Source organism: Candidatus Zixiibacteriota bacterium, assembly GCA_029860345.1.
GTDB lineage: Bacteria > Zixibacteria > MSB-5A5 > GN15 > FEB-12 > JAJRTA01.
Window position 1 is genome coordinate 21,121 of record JAOUBJ010000016.1, and the last position, 19,477, is coordinate 40,597.

A 19,477-nucleotide genomic window follows, 5' to 3' on the forward strand; every position below is an offset into this window, starting at 1 on the left:
TCACAACAACTTATCCCTCCTATAAGTCAAGGCCACAGAGATTCAAGCGAACGAGCGGTCGGAAGTGATCCAGACCAAGATGCCTCCCACACCAAAAAAACAGCCACTCTTTGCAGAGTGGCTGTCTTGTATGTCGTCAGTAAATACCGTGTCGGTCGCTACTTAATAGGTCGGGCAGGCGACCGGCGCAGGTCCGTCGTTGAACATGTAGTCAACCAGGTAGACCAGGTCCGGAATAGCCAGACCGAAGTCACCAAACGGCGCTTCAAGTTCAGCTTCATCCCAGCATAGCGGCGCGGGACCGTCGTTGAACATATAATCGACCATGTAAACCAGATCGTCAATGGCAATCAAGTCACCGATACCGTCATCGATGTTGCCGCGCATGGCGCCGATACAGCAGCAGGCGTCGCCAACACCGTCAGCGTTGTAATCTTCCTGACCGGGGTTGTCCACACCGGGACAGTTGTCACAACCATCCGGTACATTGTCGGCATCAGCATCGGCCAGATCGTCAAATCCGGGGCACTGATCGCAGGGATCACCGACTCCGTCATCGTCGGCATCTTCCTGGCCGGGGTTCTCATCGGTCGGGCAATTGTCACAGGCATCGCCTACAGTGTCACCGTCGAGGTCTTCCTGACCGGGGTTCGGCGTGTCGACACAGTTGTCGCTCTCATCCGGGACACCGTCATCGTCGACATCGGCCGGCGCGGCCAGAACCGCCCAGTTGATAAATATCTGGCTGTCCGGATCGGGATAAGTCTGGTATTCCCAGACCACTTTTCTGCCGCCGTCGGCCAGATCCTGACAGCGAGGGGCGCTAACTACATAGTATTCGGCCGGGTACTTCCCACCGACGCCCGGGCCGGCGATAGCCGAATCCAGACCCCAGCTGGCGCCGGCATCTTCGGTCAGTTTGCTGAACAGTGTATCGTCGCGCACAAAAGTAAGCATATATGTCTGACCGGTCACATGAGCGAGTTCCGGATAGGTTTCATCGGCATCGGTTGCGACCACTGTCGACGTAACCAGGTTGCCGATTCCACTGTCGGCGGCACTCCAGAGAATGATGTCACGGTCGGATGTCGCCTTGGCGGTGGTGGTGTAGTATTCGGTCGCGATCAGCACATGTCCGTCGTGGACGGCCACGGCCGGATTCTGAACGTGCTCGCCGATCTCACCCACGGTATAGGAGAAACCGCCCGAGATCAAAGTGTCGTCCCAATCCGCCATCCAATCCATGCGAATAAACAATCCCCACGTCGTATCTACCGGGTCGAAACGATCGTACACCGAATAAGTACGCAAGGTAACAGCGTCCACATCACAAGCGGTCGCGTTACAGCCGTCGAGGTCGTTGTACCAACTGATCGTCGCGAAACTTGTGTCGGTCTTGTAATGCACGAACGGTCCGTCAACGATGGGCGGCGAGGTGTAGGTTGTGCTGTTGATATGGGAGATGATGCCGAAGTTCCAGGTGCGGTCGCCATCCTGGGCGGCGATATCGGAAGCTTTCATGTTGTTCCAGCCATACGAATCCCAGTTCCAATAGACCTGAGAGTAGCCGGTGGCCGGATCGGCGGCATTTGAGATTTCCACCAGTTGCACGTTTCCGGAACCGAGTGTAATCTCCGTTCCAAAGAAAGCGGTGTCGCCACCATAATAGTCTACCGACGGGAAATCACGCAGCCCGCTCCAATAGACCGCGCTGCTCCAAAAGGCGCCGTCATCGGCTGAACCCTGCCAGTAAACATGATCGCCATCTTCAGCCATTTCACGGAAAGCCAGCACCAGGTCGCCCGAGCCGTTGTCGGCCAGGGCCGGGTGAACATCCTGGGTGATTACCGGCTGACGAACTTCGGCTGCGACAATGTAGTCACCGAACTGACCGTTGTAACCGTCAATGACAATATAGTGCGTGGCACCTGCTAACAACGGCACGTTAAAGAGGGCCGATCTGGGATTGGTGCATGCGATATCGAACTGGTTACAAGCCACTAGCGTGTCTGTGTTGGTCCGATAGATATACATTTTGGTCATGTAGCTGGACTCACAGAGGTTGATATCCATCACCTCGTTGATTACCGGAACATAGGAGTATACGACATCCGGTGAACTTGAGGTTTGGGTGCAGGCTTCGTCGTAGTCATTGGCGTAACCATCGGTTTTACCGGTGTCGGCAAACGGCATGGCCGGGATCGGTGTGGCGGTGGCGATATCTTCACCGCCTTGGCGCAAGCTGGTGTATGTTTCGCCGTTGGGTTCTATCTCGGAAGACAGATCGTCGAAGACCACATCCCCTCTGATGTTCAGCTTCTGCAGCCCGGTGGCTTTCTCGCCCTGAACCGGCCGCGGCACGAACTGCCCGGCTGAGGCACCGGCCACCATGACCAGCACGGCTAGAACAGCCAGCAAGAGCGCTGTGCGATTGATTGTCATTTTTACTCTCCAAGTTATCCAGTTATACAATTGCTGTTATCTCCGATATATCACGTGAGGGTACTATTAGGCGGCGAGACCAGGCGTTAGCCTCTCATGTCATCCGGTCCTCCTTGTTGTCAGTCTGCGGCCTTCGTAAGTACTTGAAGGTACGTTTCAATATACAAATATCTCTCTTTTTGTCAATATCTAAGGTCCGGCGGCGGTATAGGTGAGGTATCTGTCTCTATAGGCTCAAGTGGGTCGCCCACTGACGACCTCCCAGATCAGCCCATACTGTTGTTACTACGATAGACGAGCCACAACTGTTTCATGTTTAACGGCTTGGGGGGGCGTAGATACTGGGCTGCCATCACCAGAGCAAACACAATAAGGCCGCCCTTGGGGATTCTTCAGTCCCGGATCATCCGGAGAATCGAATTATGTCTTGCAACTCGGGTAGGGCCAACCTATACTTACTGCACCAGGTTTCAAGAAAACAACGGGTAGCTGCGATGAAAGGTCTTGTGTCCGAATGGATGAGCAACTAACTCACTCGCAACGATCTGCACTCCTGACAGTTTATGAAAACGTCCGTGGTGCACGTGCAATTCTGTTCACTATTAGCATAATCTGTGGATTCCTGTTCATCCTCATATTCGAGCAGGTCTTTGGATGGCAACCACTGAGACCCTCGGCTTCCCAGGAGATTTTTGCCCAGCAATTGGCTACAATCGCCAAAGGTGACATGTCGAGGGACAGAGCAACAAATCCAAACCCTTTGTGTGAGGCTCTTACAAGTCTGGCCCTTAACCACTGCGGCGAAATCCTCGATCGTGACAGCATAACTGTTAAAAAGCTAGTGGACAAAGACTCCATAGGGTATGCTCTGGATAATCGTCTTGACGCTTTGGCTACATGGCAAAGCGAGTGGTATCTTCGTAGTTTTGTGGAAGAGTTGAATCTCATTGACTCAATGGATATCAAGCTGGACTCTCTGAACGGATACGCTACATCACTTAAGAAACTGGAAACGCTCCGACTGCCTCACCGAATCGCCTTTGCATTACAGGAAGTACGTGACCGATATCGGGTGAACGAGGAAACAAGAGGTCGGCGCGTGGGACGCCGAAAGTATCAACTACCGCTTATAGGGGCCAGCCTGCAAATAGAGGATGTGTTTGGCCCAGTGTCGATAATCCTGGCCTTCATGGTGATCTGGCTCAAGGGTGCGTTCTCCAAAGCAGGTGAGTCTATACTGATTTGCAGACAATTCTTCCCGGACCGTTCCAAACTTGCCCCGCTCGTAGCGAATGCGTTCTTCTTCCTGGAGTGGAGACCTCTCGGAAAGAATGTCCAAGGTAACCTTAGGTTTCATCAACGTATAATTGTCTTCCTTCTTGCCCCATACTTGGTGATTGCTTGTGGTATTATTGCTTACATATTGGATAATGTCTTTCTGGACTATCAGCAACACTGTTCGACGGAGACATTTGATAGTTCACCAATTAGAATTCTGGTAGGATGGATTATCCCTGTAATGCTATTCGCGGCTTCCATGTGTGCAGTTTCCGCATGGCAAATGTTTAAGGAACTCCACAATGTCGCCATTAGGTTATCTCGGGACTTACCGAAGGGGGCTGGCACCTTGAGGACTCAGACCACGGACTTGAAGCGTTGTTATTGCTGGATGGTTGCAAGTCCGTTTCTGATACTGGGCAATTTTGTGGTTCTGAGTTACCTGTCAGGTGCCTATTCTCGCGATTATTTCCCATCCACAGGTTACCTTGTTGTTTTTTTGACTTGCCTGAGTATTACGGTGTTTGCCAGCGCGAAACTGCTCACCTGCAAACCGGAGGACCTGACAAAGCCCGCTCCCATCTGGACTTTCCTTTATTGGACAACACCGCTAGTTATAGTTCTCGCGTTCCTTTACACAGTCTGTTCTCAAGAGTGGAATTACGTCGTACTGAACAAATACTTGTTCATTGCCGCAGCCTCTCTGTTTGCCGCCACCGTGGCTATGGGCATCTGGATGTCACTGTGGGTGTCCAAAGCTCCCTCCAAATCGGACTGCTAAAGTCTCGTCGTCCACCCCAAACTAAACATTTCCGGGAAGATAACCGTCTTTAACCTGTATCCCCTCCTGAAAGACAGTTCTAACGCCAACGCACCCTGTCAAGGAGGTGGAAAATGCTCCGCAACAAACTGCTCCCGTGTCTGCTGGCGGTCGTCCTGATGGTCGGCTCGACAGTCATTATCAATGCCGTCGGAACCGGCCAGATCAAAGGAACCATCACCGACAAAGAAACCGGCGAAGGTATAATCGGCGCCTCGGTTATGGTCATCGGCACCCACTTCGGCGCTATGACCGATCCTGAGGGCAAGTATGTCATTCGACGGCTGCAGCCGGGGATTTATACCCTGAAAGTAGCTCACCTGGATTTCAACATTGTGGAAGTCACCCAGATCGAAGTAAAACCCAATATGACCATCGAAGTATCTGCTAAGCTTGAAAAGAAACTGACCACCATTGGCCAGACGATCACTGTCAGGGCTGAGGACGACCTCATTTCCAAGCTTGAAACTTCCGATCGAGTGACTATCATTAAAGAGAAGATCACGACACCACGACCGGTAACATCTGTTGATGAGTTACTTGCCCAGGTTGCCGGCGTCGTTACCAACAAAGACGGCGAGATTTTCATTCGCGGCAGTCGGTCCGGCGAGGTTGCAAACATAGCCAAAGGTGATCCCACCGGCGATCCAGCCGGCGGCCAGGCCGACCGCAGGGAATCTGTTGCTGAAGCCGAGCAAGGCAGCCAGGTCGGACTTAATTTGTGTGCCCCCGTAACACCTCAGTCAACGACAACGCAGAAGCTTATCCGCACGCCCCGCGGACCGCAGCAACCGACCCCGCAGCCCCGTTGCGGCACCGGTTACTATCCTCCGGGCCACGACGAGTCCGACTACCTCGATGGACCGCCATTTGACGCCATGTTCTTTCAAAACTACGGCACCAATTCTTTTGTAAACACCGATAGCGACCCTCTCTCCACTTTCGCCATCGATGTCGACGATGCATCATACACCCTTACCCGCAGCTACTTGGAACGTGGTCATCTCCCGCCGAGCGATGCCGTGCGCGTGGAGGAATTTGTCAACCGTTTCGAGTACGACTATCATCAGCCGAAAACCGGCGAGGCTTTCTCCATTCAGATGGAGGGCGCCCCTTCGCGGTTCGGTGACGATTGCCGTATGCTCAGGATCGGCATTGGCGGGCGTGAGTTCGACGAAGAAAGCCGCAAACCGGCCAACCTGGTGTTTGTGATAGATGTCTCGGGATCGATGGGTCGTGAAAACCGTCTGTCAATGGTGAAACATTCGCTGGAACTACTGGTTAACCAACTGACGTGGGGTGATCGGGTTGGTATCGTCACCTACGGTTCAACCGGCAATGCAGTTTTGCAGCCGACGATTGTCCGCCATCGCAAACAGATCATCAACCAAATCCAAATGCTTTTCCCGGGCGGATCGACCTACGCCGAGCAAGGTATTCGTCTCGGCTATCAAATGGCCAATGGCATGTTCGATCCAAAACGTACCAACCGGGTTATTCTCTGCTCCGACGGTGTGGCCAATGTCGGTCAGACCGGTCCCGATGAGTTGGTCAAGATGATCAAACGTTGCGCCGACCAAGGCATCACTCTGACTACGGTTGGTTTCGGCATGGGCAACTACAACGACGTGCTCATGGAAAAGTTGGCCGATAACGGCAACGGTCAGTATGCCTACATCGATGACATGGACGAGGCGAGGCGTCTGTTTGTCGACAAACTGTCCGGCACTCTTCAGGTGATCGCGCGCGATGTCAAGATCCAGGTCGATTTCAATCCGGAGGTGGTGAGCAGTTATCGGTTGCTCGGTTATGAGAACCGCGATGTGGCCGATCACAAGTTCCGCGACAATCGCGAGGACGGCGGCGAGATCGGGGCCGGTCACCAGGTGACGGCGCTATACGAAGTGAATCTCATAACACACCGACGAGCGGTGGACCTGGGCAGTGTGTACATTCGTTACAAAAACCCGCAGATGGATGAAGTGACCGAAGTTCGCACGCCGATCCGGTACAATGTTTTTCACAAGCAGTTCAAAAACGCCTCGGACGATTTCAAACTGGCCGCGGCATCGGCGGAGTTTTCCGAAATCCTGCGCGAGTCGTATTGGGCGCGTGGTTCCAGCTTGTCGTCGGTCCGTGCGGTATTGGACGAAATAGATGGCAACGACAAACAGATTGCAGAACTGAAAAACCTCATCGACATGGCTCGACGGCATGGCGACATCCTGGCCGAAAGGTAACCCATAAATGGGTCTTTGGCGCTACGCGCATAGCGCGAAAAACAGGGCTTGACCCTGTGTTGCGACGGGTTTTGGTTCCGCTGATGGCGGAGGGAGGGACCCGTCGTTTCCTTTATGAACAGCCTGTGAGCCTTCGTAGGTCGAAACCCCTGATCCGAAGGACTGCCGAAGGCAGGTTTCGACAGAGCATCCCAGCTTCACATCAAAAGTTACATGTCACCCTTGCGCACCTTGGACCAATAATGCCACACCCGTTTTTCAGGGGCCAAGTTGGGGTCTCTGGCTTGCTCAATAGCCGCCCGAAAAACGTCCTCGCAGCAGGGGTCAAGTCTTTGCCCCTTGATCTTTTGCATCTGCTCGTACAATTCGCGGGCATTCTTGTCAAGCAGATGCTCAACTTCCGTGATTCCAAGATCGTCAAAGTCACTCAGCGTGGCCGGTCCCACCGAAACCAAGTCGATAAGTTTTCGTTGTTCAATCATCCGCCCAATATAGGCGCCGGCAAGATCGTAGTCTATCACATATTGGCCAAGTCCTTCGCCGCCAATCTGCTAATCACCACAGAAGTAATCTGATCTTTTTTGAAACATCCGGGTGCTCATTACGAAATGTAGATACGTGTATTTACACTCGGTCTTTCGGGCCATTTTGCGGCATGACAGACCGGTTGCATTTTCCAGCGGCGTGAGACAATTGAATCGGACCGAACTGCGGCGGGAGCCGTGTGTGTTCGGCCACAAACATGCGTCTATGAAGACAAAGGAGATTCACTGTCGAAAACGAAACGCTGGTCCTCAACACCGTTTTCACTAACAGTCAATTACGTACTACGAACAATAGCACTCATGCAAAGACAACTGCCTGAGTGTGGACGAAGGAGAGACAGATGATTAGAACCGCCGATTTGGTAAAACGCTATCGCACCGAGGAGGTCGAGACGACCGCTCTGGACAGTGTCAACATCAGTGTCGAGAGCGGCGAGTTTGTGGCCATCATGGGTCCATCGGGCTGCGGCAAGTCGACACTTTTGAATATCCTCGGAATGTTGGACAATCCCTCAGGTGGTGAGTATTACTTTCTCGATCAACCTGTTGCCAACCATTCCGAACGAGAGCGGGCCGGCTTGCGCAAGCGAAATATCGGATTTGTCTTTCAGAGTTTCAACCTGATCGATGAGTTGACCGTTTTTGAGAACATCGAGCTGCCTCTGCTCTATCTGGGCGAATCCAGCGCCAGTCGCAAAGAGCGGGTGGAGGAAACGCTGGCCCAAATGAATATCACGCCGCGCCGAAATCACTTTCCGCAACAGCTATCGGGCGGCCAACAGCAACGCGTGGCGGTGGCACGGGCTGTGGTGGCCCAACCCAAATTGATTTTGGCCGATGAACCGACCGGTAATCTGGACTCCTCCCATGGCGATGAAGTGATGAGTCTGCTCACCGAGCTGAATGAACAGGGCACAACCGTGGTCATGGTGACTCACTCGCCTGCCTACGGTGACTATGCCGGTCGTGTTATTCACTTGTTCGACGGACAGGTGGCGACAGAAAACATTGTGAGGAGCGCCCATGTATAGAAACTATCTCAAAATAGCGTTGCGCAGCATGAAAAAACACAAGGGCTACTCCCTGACCAATATTGCCGGGCTGGCTGTCGGTATGACTTGCTGTGTGTTGATCATGTTGTGGGTTCACGCGGAATTGAGTTTCGATCAGTTCAACGAGAACGGCCAAAACATCTATCGTATCTACCACCATCTGACCCTCGGCGGCGCTGATCGACGCACTCCATCGGCGGGAGCACCGTGGGGCCCGGCCCTGGTGGAACAGGTTCCCGAAGTACTCAACGCAGCCAGAATCAGACCCGGCAACCGGTCTTCTGTGACCTTTGAGGATAAGCAATTCTTCGAGGAGGACTTTTTCTACGCCGACAATTCGCTGCTGGATCTGTTTACATTTCCCATAAGCATCGGTGACAAAAAAACTGTTCTATCGACGGCCAACAGTGTCGTGCTGACTGAGGAAACCGCGCACAAGTACTTCGGCGACCAGAATCCGGTTGGTCTGGTGCTTCGGTTTGACGACCAGTTCGATTATACTGTTACCGGTGTCATGGCCGACATGCCCGACAACTCGCACCTCCAGTTTGATTTTCTGATCTCATTTGAGACCCTTTACGCTCAAGATAGTCGCCCCCACGAACATTGGGGCGCCATGGGCAACCCTACTTACCTGTTGCTGGCCGACGGCGCCGACCCTCGACAAGTCGAGGCCCAGGCAGCCGGGATCATCGATGAAAACCTGGGCGAGACACTCAAACAGGTAGGCGCCACCCTTACCTTGCTCCTTCAGCCGCTGGCCGAGATCCATCTGTACTCAGATTTCGGCAGCGACACCGCCCAGACCGGCGCCATAACCTACGTCTATCTATTCTCCGCGATCGCCGTTTTCATATTGCTGATTGCGTGCATCAACTTCGTGAATCTTTCCACCGCTCGTTCAGCCGGGCGGGCCAGGGAGATAGGCATGCGCAAAGCGTTCGGCGCAGCGCGTAGCCGACTGGTCGGCCAGTTTCTGGGAGAATCGTTGCTTTACAGCTTCCTTGCTGTTGTACTCACTATTGCTGTGGTGCCGATAGCACTGCCTCTGTTTAATTCACTCGCCCAACGCAACCTTGTTTTCGATATGACCCAACCGATATGGATGATTCCGGCACTGGTCGGGCTGGCCATCCTGGTCGGACTGGTAGCCGGCAGCTACCCGGCATTGTTCCTGTCATCGTTCAGACCGGTCAAAGTCCTGAAAGGCACTCTGACCGCAGGTGCATCGAACTCGAAATTCCGACGCATCCTGGTGGTATCTCAGTTTACCATATCAGTCATACTGATAATCGGAACCATCACCATCTTCGGCCAGGTGGAGTACATGAAAAACAGGGCGCTCGGTTTTAACAAAGAGCACGTTGTGATCTTCCCCAACCCGAGTGACACCGAACAAGTTTCGATGGAGTCGTTGAGAGCCGAATTCGCAAAAGTTCCCGGCGTCGTCGCAATCGCAGCATCACAAGGCACCCCCGGCAACGGCTACAGCATGACCAACTTCCACCCGGAAGGGTACGCCGAGGATGAGCAGGAGTTGATGGCAAATATCAACGTCGACCACAATTTCTTATCCACACTCGGCATGGAGTTGGCCGCCGGACGAGATTTCTCCGCCGACCTGACCACAGACAGCGGTTCCTCTTGTCTTATCAACGAAGCTGCCGTCCGTCGATTCGGCTGGGAGAATCCAATCGGCAAAACTATCCAGCAGAGGGTCCATAACGATTCGGGAATCGCTTTTGTAGATCGCACCGTTGTCGGCGTGGTGAAAGACTTCCACTTCGAATCTCTGCGCGCCGAGATCGTGCCGTTGTACATCGGGAATCTACAGGATGGTTTAGAGACTTTCTCGGCCCGGATAGCCGGGGGGGACATCAGCGAGATTGTTGGTCGATTGGAGGACAAATTCAAGGAGTTGGCGCCAAGCCGGGCCTTTGACTATTTCTTCCTCGATGAGTCTTTCGACCTCCAGTATCAAATGGAAGAACAGCTTGGCAAGATCGCCCTGACCTTCTGTTTGCTGGCTGTCTTTATCGGTTGCCTGGGACTGTTGGGTTTATCGTCCTACACGGCTGAGCAACGCACCAAGGAGATAGGTATCCGCAAAGTACTGGGCGCTTCGGTCGCCGGCATCATCAGACTTCTTTCGCAGGAGTTTCTGGTGCTGGTGGTTCTGGCCAATGTCGTCGGTGCACCGGTGGCTTACTATGTGATGGATGGCTGGCTGGCCGAGTTTGCTTATCGCATCTCAGTCGACTGGCGCATCTTTGCCGCTTCCGGACTCACGGCGTTGTTGATAGCTCTCTTGGCGGTAAGTCTCCAGGCCATCCGAGCGGCCCGGTCGAATCCGGTAAAGGCGATAAAGTACGAATAGCACGGTGATAAATCCGCCATAAACGGCCCTCTGGCCCTTCTCACAGTGAGGCATTGGGATTGGTGCAAAGGGCGAGAGGTAGGTCAGGTCCTTTAGGGACCTGACGCATTTGTCAGGACCACAAGGGTCCTGACCTACTTGGGGGAACTCCGGCTGTCATATCCACGAAGGACCTGACCTGCTGCTTTTCTCAGTACTTCAAGCCGTCCTCGGTGAAAGGATGGGCCGGTGCCTCTCCGAGCACACGTCTGAGGATATGATTCATGGTAAACTCGTCGTTGTCAAACCCGCCGTGCGTGGTGCTGCGGGTGCGCCGGCCGCTGCTACCGTTGGAATAGAAAAACTGAGGGAGAGATCTCACTCGTTTGACCTGGTCCTTGTCATTGAATTTCTCCATGCCCAAAATCGGTTGCTCTTTCTTTGACTCGAAAGCGTTGGATACCAGATACAGTAACGACTTTTTGTAGAGGGTAACGGTATCATCTTCTTCCAGTTTTTTATTCAGGTTGTAGATAGTCAAATCGGTGAGTTTAAGTTTCGTCTTGCCCTGCAACACCGGCAAGTACGCTTCGTTGTACAGATCGACCGAACAGGCCGGCGCCATGAGTGAGCAGGACGCGATCTGAATCTGCTGCTGCCTCATGGTTCGAAGCAGATGGGCAATCACCACTGCGCCGGTACTATGTCCCACCAGATGAATTTTCATGCGTCTGCCGCTACGCCGAATATGCGAGACGAATCGCTCCAGGGCATCGGTACCGGCGCCGTTATTCTTGTCAAATGCATCGTGGGCATCCTGTTTCATCTCATTCCACAAAAGTGTACCCGGTATGCCAAGCATCTTTTCCAGGAGCCAGTCGGAGAAGTCACTGATGGCGCCTACGCGCTCCGCCGATGCTTTTTTCTTGCGCAGGATGAGATCCTTCAGCTCTTCGGCGAGACCGGTGTCGTACATGATGTGGAAGGGGTAAATGCCGTTCAACTTGAACACATTCTTCATCGCGGCTATCCGGCGGGCCGATGCGGACGGCGAATTCAATCCACCGTGCATGTAGACCAATAGATGTTTGTATTTGGTTTCGTTGGCCACGAGCTCGGCCGTCTGCTCGACATCATCTCGATTGCTCCAGTATCGCCCAGTCTCTTTGTAGGCACCGTCGTCGATATGAATGAAGTGGCCGGCAATCTCCGAACGGCTGACGGCCGGTTTTTTGGCTCGGCCGGTTCCCTCTTCGATCTCCACGGTGGAACCCGGCCGCATACCGAAAATCTGAGGCGTCGGTAGAGCCAGGCGAAATACCCAGCCATCCATCAGGTTGGTCGCCCAGTCTTCATAGGTCCACAGGGCCAGACCGTTTTCACCCCAGGACCGCGCCCAGGAATTCTGCACCCAAAAACCTTCTTCGTTGTAGCCGACTACGGCAAAGGCGTGACCACCATCATCGGGACTGGTCAGCTTAATCCGTCCATTCTTAGGAGCGTTCCAACCGGCGTGTACCTTAGCCGATACTGCGATCACCCCGGTCTCGTTGAGAGCGGCGTGATAGTCGGTTATTTCCGGCTTCAAGCGGTAGTAGGATCCAATAGTGTGGCTGCGCGCATCCTTGGCCTTTTGGATGGTCAGGCTTCCCTTCCTCTTTTTCGTTACAAAGTAGGGCCACTCTTCTTCCGAACAGACACCCATATATTTCCAGCCATGGATGGCGCCGCGCAGACTGGAACCGCCATAGTCTTCGCCCGGCCACTCGTCGTGAACCTTGGCCATCTCGTACAACATGCGGGCGCTGACCGTGGTGTCTTGTCCGGCCTGTGCGTAAAGGTGGTTGATGGCGGCGGCCATGGCAAATCCGGTGCATGCTCCTTCTCTCCCCTGGTCAAGGATGTGAAGATTCCTCGGAGGATCGATGTACTCTTCGAGTTGGATGAGAGGGGGTGAATACATCCAGTCACGGATGTCCGGAAGATCGGCCTTTGCTTTTGTTTCCCATTTACGTTTCGGCATCGTGTTACCCTCCTTGGCGAACAGTTCGCCGGTGCCTGGTTATATTCGCATTCGACTTTGTGGCGTTAACCTCTTTATGGTATGGCATCACTCCGCACAGGGCAACAGTTATCTCCAGGATACCTCTGAAGGGGTCCGAAAGTCGAGCCGGTAGGTCAGTCCGCTACGGCCGATTGTGGTCCCGACCTGGAAGTCAGGTCCATAAAGGACCCGACCTATTACTCCAGGCTCTTCTTCATGTCGTTAAGAAGGGCATCATAGATAGGGTTACAGAATTCGTGAACTGGCTCATCGTTTTTCTGCCAGGACGATGACCACTGGACCTGCGTCCCGCCGTTTTTGCCGTCCGGACTGAGTTTCACGAAACCGGTGAAATTGTCCACTTCGTCCTGGGAAAGCGGCGACGGACCGTCGGTGATCGCATACGAGAAGCTGTATTGATCGTTGTCCAAGGTCAAGAGTGTCTCGTGAAAGACGCCGTTGAGCACTCTTTTGGAGCCGACCTGGTCGCCCGGCTTATCGCCGACCGGCTTGAGTTCGGTGATCACATTCGGCGCCCAGCTCGCATCATGGAAATCGCTGATTGCTTCCCACACTTTTGCGACCGGGGCCTGAATGGTTATCGATTGATTTGTCTGTCCCATGTTGGGTGCTCCTTTCAGTTTTGCGCGCGGAGTAGCCTCCGCGTTTGCAGATAGCGGCAGGCTGCCATTATGATGACAATACGAAAGATGTCGGACAAAACGTAGACATTATTAGTCCATGACGGAGGTCGTACCCCGAACGGGGTCGGAAACAAATCAGTCCCCGGCGTGTTCTCTGTTCTAAACAAAGGAGAATTCACAATGGCTGTAAAACATGTTCCCGACGGTTACCACACCGTGACTCCATACCTCGTGGTCGAGGGCGCCACCAAGTGTATCGACTTTTTGAAACAGGCGTTCAACGCACAAGAAGTAGAGGTCCATTCGACCCCCGAAGGGGTTGTCTCGCACGCCGAGATGAGAATAGGTGACTCCATAATCATGATGGGCGAGACCAAACCGGAACACCCATCCATGCCCGCGTCGATCTACCTTTACCTCCCGGACACCGACGCAGCCTACAAAGCGGCGCTTGAGGCCGGGGCCACATCGGTGATGGAACCGGCCGACCAGTTCTATGGTGACCGCAACGCCGGGGTGAAAGATGCCTGCGGCAATCTCTGGTGGATTGGTACTCATATCGAGGACGTCCCCCCGGACGAAATGGCCCGTCGCGCGGCTGAACACTATAAGAAACAGCAGGCGTAACACGCGGTGGCTGTATGCACCTGTTCTGTCACACTGAGCGCACAGGCTGTGTCATATGTAGGGTTTCGCAGGGTCCTGGCGCCACAACGGCAATATAGAGCTAACAACTCCAGTTTTTGGTGCGTACTCTCTGATGAGAACAGAAGCGCTGTGGTACCCCGCCCTGAGTCTTTGCGTCGGGTGGGGCCCGGTTGGAAAAGTAGAAGCAAGCTAACGAATAAACGAAGGAGTCATGATGATACCGATCATTATTCGCCACAAAGTGAACGACTACACAAGTTGGAAGACGGAGTTCGATGCCTTCGCCGAAACACGCAAATCATCAGGCGAGAAATCCTACCGCATCCTCCACCCCAGCACCGACCCGAACGATTTGGTTTTGCTCTTCGAGTGGGAGAGTACCGAGAAGGCTGAGACCTTTTTGCGCTCGCCTGAACTGAAGGCAGCGATGGAACGTGCCGGCGTAGCCGAGGAACCTCAGGTTGAGTTTTTCAAACAGGTCGACTTCGGAAAGGTGTGACCCGACCCGACATACCAACATTTTGCAGGTGCTGTCAGGCGACTCGCCTGACGGCCACGGGGTCGTGGGCGACGGGTGTCGGGCGGGGTCGCCGCGACACCACACGCAATCGGAAACTTAAACGAAAAGCCCGGAAGTCCGGGTGAACGGGATCATCCTGTTGGATGGGTGTGTCTATACTTCTCGAAACGTGCCCGCATACGTCCTGGATGCTTCTCTACTTAAGTAACATCATCTTGTGGGTCTGAAGGTATCCGGCCGCCTTGATTTGATAGAAGTAAACGCCCGAGGAAACAGGTCGTCCCTTTGAATCTATTCCTTCCCAACTGACCTGATGTGATCCGGCTTGCCTGACACCGTTCACGAGATCAACCACTTTCTGTCCCAGAATATTGCGAATAGTAATGACCACGGATGCTTGATGACTAAGTGAGAACTCGATTGTAGTCGATGCGTTGAACGGGTTAGGATAATTGGAACACGTCAAAAAGTGTTCGGGTACCCTCTCGGGTTGGTCTTCAACAGAGGTCGGTCCCATAAATCGAGCCGACTGAATGATTACGCGGTGCGCGCCGAACGGATGGGGCAGCCAGGCTGAATAGGCGAAGACCAACGCATCGTCGTCAGGCAGATAGACAACTTCGGAAAGTTCGTTAAATATCCCCTCAAAATGCACACGAGCGCTGTCTACATAGTTGAAGGTCTTATCGAAGACCAGTAGTTTTACATGCTGAAGGTGTCCTCCTTGAAGCACCACTACATAATAGTCATTCGTCTCAATCGGTTTCAGGCTGCCTCGGTCGAATCCTCCGGCGTCGATGTAGCCACCATGAGTGTAAGGTGCAAGATCGAAAAGCGGCTGGAAGCTCCCGCCCGCTTCAGTGAACGTAACAAGCTCATCAACACAACTCAGGCTAAGCACCTGCTCTTGACCGAGCACGGCGGGAAATACATCAAGCGGACACCAGTCTATCGAACCGACAGGATCGAGGCCCATCTCCTTCACCGGTTGAGCATCTTTTACAACATAGCCCTTGTAGTCGCCGTCGTAGGAATCGGGAAATCCGTGGTGGTTATAGCCGGTGACCCAAACATCAGACGCTACTATTACTGCTGAGTCGCCATAATCACAAAGGGCGGGACTTCCGCCTGAGGGATATCCATACAGCACCGAGTGGTCCTGCCAATTGGGGATACCAAGCCGATGCAACCAGTTGTATGTGCCGCTTCCATAATCATTGCCCCCAACCATTATGGGGGCATTCAGGATCGCGAAGGAGTCCTGCAACCAGATATCTGATTTATGTCGCTGGCGGTTCCAAAGAGTCCTTGGTACATCGGCGAGCTTTACGTAGGTATCCAGATCGGCCACATCACCGCTGAAAGCGGTGAACTTTTGAACAAAGTACGGACTTGTTTCAAAATCAGGGATAACGTCCAACCAGACCAGACCGTTGAATTCTCCAAGATCATACAGCCATGGACGATATGCCACACCCTCGCCGCCCGACACGGTGATCGCGGTGTTGGCCTGGAGGTTCATCGGATCGACGAACCTATAAGCCTGAAAACTCTCACCCAACGAATCCAGACGTTGGACGCACATAAGCAAACCGGAAGAGTCCAAACAGATGGTGGGTGTACGATAGTTCGTTGAGGTGTAATAGATCGGTTCGACTGAAGATGCTACCAACGGGTCAGACTTGGCCAGGGTCAACCGCGAGGCGTTGCAGTAGTAGGAAAAGAAGAAGTACATCGAATTGGCGTCTGACGTCATTTGAAGATCAGGGAGATAGGGTCCATCAAGCTCACCGGTTATCGGACCGTTGGCTGCGACTGTAGAAGTGGTCAGGTCCACCTGGATCAGGTAAGCAGAATTCTCTGCACCTGAGTTGTATCTGCCGGGAATAAGCAGGTAGGGTCCGTCAATCATCCCGCCATGGGCGGGGAAATAGGCATTATCTGTAGACATATTGGGAAGCACGAGACGTTTCAACTCAACCGTGTCAGACCTATCTTTCAAGGAAAGCACGGTGTAATAGAGAACGATGTTGGTGTCACTTCGCACATCGAACAACTTGTAGAGTACCGAATCAGCGCCAAAAGGGATCATACTGTCATGTCGAAATCTGACCGTGTCCAGATAGGCATACGAAGTAGTTGGAAGAATCTCAACGGTCCCCTCTCGGGACACATGTCTGGCCATGAATACCGAGTCGACGTCGTTTCGAATGGTCAGATACAAACCGTCCGAAGCCGCCCAGTCCCACGACGACCAAACGTCCACCGGCACTACCAGTTTTTCAAAAACCGGCTCCAATGATGGTAATTGTATAAGGGTGACTATGGGCTTGATACCGTTTGACCCACCTCTATCGACAAGCCATACATCACAACCGTCGATGACCAGTTTTCCTTCGAAATCATCCGGTGAGAGTAACATAACCGGTGCAGCGTCCACTTGGTTCAATTGCTCGTCCATCCGCGTATAGAACAACGAATCCTGACGAGTCTCGAAAATGTAGAAATACGGTTGGCACCAGGCAGAGGCCACATATCTGAAGGTGTTGAAGTAGCCCAGGCTAAGTTCCAGGTCGCGATATACCCGTGGAAGGGTGTCAATAAGATCACCCTGTTTGTCTATCCGAACAAACATGGTTGTTCTGGAAACTGCCATCAGCAGCAGGTTGAAATCGGGACCCTCACAGAGACCTACTATGTGAGTACAGATAGGCGATGTCATGTCAACGGCGGGCACCGCGTCGACGGTCGAATCCACAACCATCGGACTGGAAAACTGGATGTCCACGCCGGCCATACCGGGACCGGCCGACAGAACCAGAATCGCAACGATCCATAAGGACCAACAAACAAATCTGTTTGTCACTATTGGGGACCTCCGAGTGCTTTGTTATATCCAATATAGGAGGATTTTGGATTTGTCCAACTTGAAAATGGACGACGGGAGAGACGTAAGGGTGACACGCCGGCCGGGCAGGTCTGTTTTCGGGCCTGCCCTTCTTTGCCAAATGCGCTTCGGTACCCTTATTATGTGTGAAGTGACAGGTGGATATCCCTGTTAGATAGTAGCCGAGGCCGTCACTTTGTCCAACTCAAGCCGGACGGCGGCGGCGATACTCTGAATGTCGTAAGGTTTTTTCAAGTAAGCGCCGGCCCCCAGCCTTTGGGATTCTCCCACGCGCTCAGAGGCCGAGAATCCGCTTACGATAATCGCCTTTTGACCCGGTCGATCCGCCACGATCTGTCGGTAGGTATCCAGGCCGTCGAAGCCCTCCTCCATTATCATGTCGAGCACCACCAGATCAACCGGCTGACTCTTCAGGCTCGCGACCGCCTCCCTGCCGTTGCGGGCCAGGCTGACCTGATAACCGAGACCACCGAGAATGTCTTTGGCCATCTCTCGCTGGGCTTTGTCATCGTCGACCACCAAAACTGTTTCGTGACCGCCCGCACAATTTGAAGGGGACTTTGGCTCAGGTCGGGCTTCTTTGGTCACGGGGAAGTACAGTATGAACTCCGTTCCGGCATCCTCTTGGGACAAAATGTCGTAGTAGCCGTCGTGATCTTTCACCACTCCGTAGACGACCGAAAGGCCCAAGCCGCTGCCTGAGAGACCTTGCATCCTCTTGGTAGAATAGTACGGCTCGAAGATTCTGTCCAGTTCCTCGGCGGAGATACCGCAGCCGGTGTCACGAACTTTCAAGACCAGGTACGGCCCGGGCGTGATGGCATCGTATCCCGAAATGAGACGGCCGCCTTCGTAACAACTGGTTTCAATGGTCAGAGTACCGCCATCGCTCATGGATTCGATGGCGTTCAAGACCAGCTTCATGAGAACTTTGCCCAAATGAGCCGCCGAACCCTTGATGAGCGGCGGACTCGATTCGAGCCGTTTCTCCACCGACACCCCGGGCGTATCCTCGACAATCTTTCGAAAACCGGGGGATTCCAGATAGTCTGTAATCACTTCATTGAGGTCCATCGGAACAAGTTCATAGCGGCCACGACGAGCCAACGTGAGTAGATCCTGGATCACGTCGACAGCACTCTGGGCGGATTTGGCCATAGCGTCGATCTGCCGTCTCAACGGACTGTCCGGGGGCAGCTTTCTCAGAATCAACTCCGAGTAGCCGACCAGAGGACCCAGAATATTGTTCAGGTCATGGGCCACGCCGCCGGCTAACAAACCGACCGATTCCAGTCTCTTGGCTTTTTGTAACTCTGCCTCCGCCCTTTTTTGAAGCGTCACATCACGGTTGACCGTCAGGATCACCCGACGACCTTTGTACGAGATTGTTGAAGCACTCACGCTCAGAATCAATTCGGAACCATCGGCGCGATACTGGATCGTTTCGAACCGTTGAAACTCGTTGCTGTTGAGCGTTTTTTGAATACAATCCCGCCCCCGTTCGACATCTTTTGAGATGACCTCAAGCGACATGCCGACAAACTCGGAGCGATCGAAACCATACACCCGACACGCACACTCATTCACCTCCAGCACAACCTCACCCTCCGGCTCAAAGATGACAATGGGATCATGCCCCTGTTCAAAAAGGCTCTGGTAGTGTCTTTCGTCGTCCGTCATTGTCTCTCAACCATTCGGGGTGGGAGTCTTAAACATCGCCAAATCGGGCGATCTCGGGTTTATCGGTGTCAAGTACGTCCGAAACGCAGGCCTGCCACGTAGTTGTGACTTTGGCGGATTGGATACAAGTCATAAGCTGCAACTCAATATAATTCGATGAGGTGTCGGCGTTTGCATACGAACCAAGCTCGTACCGGGCGCAATACGCCTGACTTCTACTGTACTAGATCGGACGATGGTGATGTTACTTTACCCAGGGAAAGTCCGGGCCAAAAAGCCTATTCGGAGGTGGTTTTGTCT

Annotated in this window: 12 protein-coding genes; 6 read left to right on the top strand and 6 right to left on the bottom strand. The window is 53.3% G+C overall.

Features of this window, described 5'->3' with window-relative positions; all coding sequences use genetic code 11:
* Positions 1–162: 162 nt before the first annotated feature.
* Positions 163–2,442, bottom strand: a complete 2,280-nt coding sequence (locus tag OEV49_14650; GenBank protein ID MDH3892314.1) for a hypothetical protein — start codon at positions 2,440–2,442, stop codon at positions 163–165.
* A 514-nt stretch (positions 2,443–2,956) separates the two neighbouring features.
* Between OEV49_14650 and OEV49_14655 the strand changes: the two genes are divergently transcribed.
* Together OEV49_14655 and OEV49_14660 are read left to right on the top strand one after the other, a co-directional pair.
* The gene (locus OEV49_14655) at positions 2,957–4,501 is read left to right on the top strand and encodes a hypothetical protein (GenBank protein ID MDH3892315.1); all 1,545 of its coding nucleotides are present in this window, start codon (positions 2,957–2,959) and stop codon (positions 4,499–4,501) included.
* 113 nt (positions 4,502–4,614) lie between these two features.
* Positions 4,615–6,780 carry a von Willebrand factor type A domain-containing protein gene (locus tag OEV49_14660; protein ID MDH3892316.1) on the top strand — a complete coding sequence of 722 codons (2,166 nt, stop codon included), beginning with the start codon at positions 4,615–4,617 and terminating at the stop codon, positions 6,778–6,780.
* Positions 6,781–6,989: 209 nt separating this feature from the next.
* Here OEV49_14660 and OEV49_14665 read toward each other — a convergent pair whose 3' ends face one another.
* Positions 6,990–7,301, bottom strand: a complete 312-nt coding sequence (locus OEV49_14665; protein MDH3892317.1) for a helix-hairpin-helix domain-containing protein — start codon at positions 7,299–7,301, stop codon at positions 6,990–6,992.
* A gap of 365 nt (positions 7,302–7,666) precedes the next feature.
* On the opposite strand from OEV49_14665, the gene OEV49_14670 reads away from it, so the two are divergent.
* Both OEV49_14670 and OEV49_14675 read left to right on the top strand, forming a co-directional pair.
* Positions 7,667–8,356 (top strand): ABC transporter ATP-binding protein, encoded by a 690-nt coding sequence (locus OEV49_14670; protein ID MDH3892318.1) that lies wholly within the window; start codon positions 7,667–7,669, stop codon positions 8,354–8,356.
* Entirely contained in the window at positions 8,349–10,754 is a 2,406-nt protein-coding gene (locus tag OEV49_14675) for an ABC transporter permease (GenBank protein MDH3892319.1), read from the top strand. The genes OEV49_14670 and OEV49_14675 overlap by 8 nt, the downstream gene beginning before the upstream one ends.
* Before the next feature lie 190 nt (positions 10,755–10,944).
* Here the strand turns inward: OEV49_14675 and OEV49_14680 are convergent, their stop codons facing one another.
* Both OEV49_14680 and OEV49_14685 read right to left on the bottom strand, forming a co-directional pair.
* Positions 10,945–12,756: an alpha/beta hydrolase gene (locus tag OEV49_14680; protein MDH3892320.1), complete on the bottom strand. Its 1,812-nt coding sequence runs from the start codon at positions 12,754–12,756 to the stop codon at positions 10,945–10,947.
* 218 nt (positions 12,757–12,974) lie between these two features.
* Positions 12,975–13,400 carry an SRPBCC family protein gene (locus tag OEV49_14685; protein MDH3892321.1) on the bottom strand — a complete coding sequence of 142 codons (426 nt, stop codon included), beginning with the start codon at positions 13,398–13,400 and terminating at the stop codon, positions 12,975–12,977.
* A 201-nt stretch (positions 13,401–13,601) separates the two neighbouring features.
* On the opposite strand from OEV49_14685, the gene OEV49_14690 reads away from it, so the two are divergent.
* Both OEV49_14690 and OEV49_14695 read left to right on the top strand, forming a co-directional pair.
* Entirely contained in the window at positions 13,602–14,048 is a 447-nt protein-coding gene (locus OEV49_14690; protein ID MDH3892322.1) for a VOC family protein, read from the top strand.
* 232 nt (positions 14,049–14,280) lie between these two features.
* A complete protein-coding gene (locus OEV49_14695; protein ID MDH3892323.1) occupies positions 14,281–14,568 on the top strand; it encodes an antibiotic biosynthesis monooxygenase in 288 nt (95 codons plus the stop codon).
* 217 nt (positions 14,569–14,785) lie between these two features.
* Here the strand turns inward: OEV49_14695 and OEV49_14700 are convergent, their stop codons facing one another.
* Both OEV49_14700 and OEV49_14705 read right to left on the bottom strand, forming a co-directional pair.
* On the bottom strand, positions 14,786–17,455 hold the full coding sequence (locus tag OEV49_14700) for a T9SS type A sorting domain-containing protein (GenBank protein MDH3892324.1): 2,670 nt from the start codon (positions 17,453–17,455) through the stop codon (positions 14,786–14,788).
* A 192-nt stretch (positions 17,456–17,647) separates the two neighbouring features.
* Positions 17,648–19,177 (bottom strand): response regulator, encoded by a 1,530-nt coding sequence (locus OEV49_14705; protein ID MDH3892325.1) that lies wholly within the window; start codon positions 19,175–19,177, stop codon positions 17,648–17,650.
* Between the last annotated feature and the right edge of the window lie 300 nt (positions 19,178–19,477).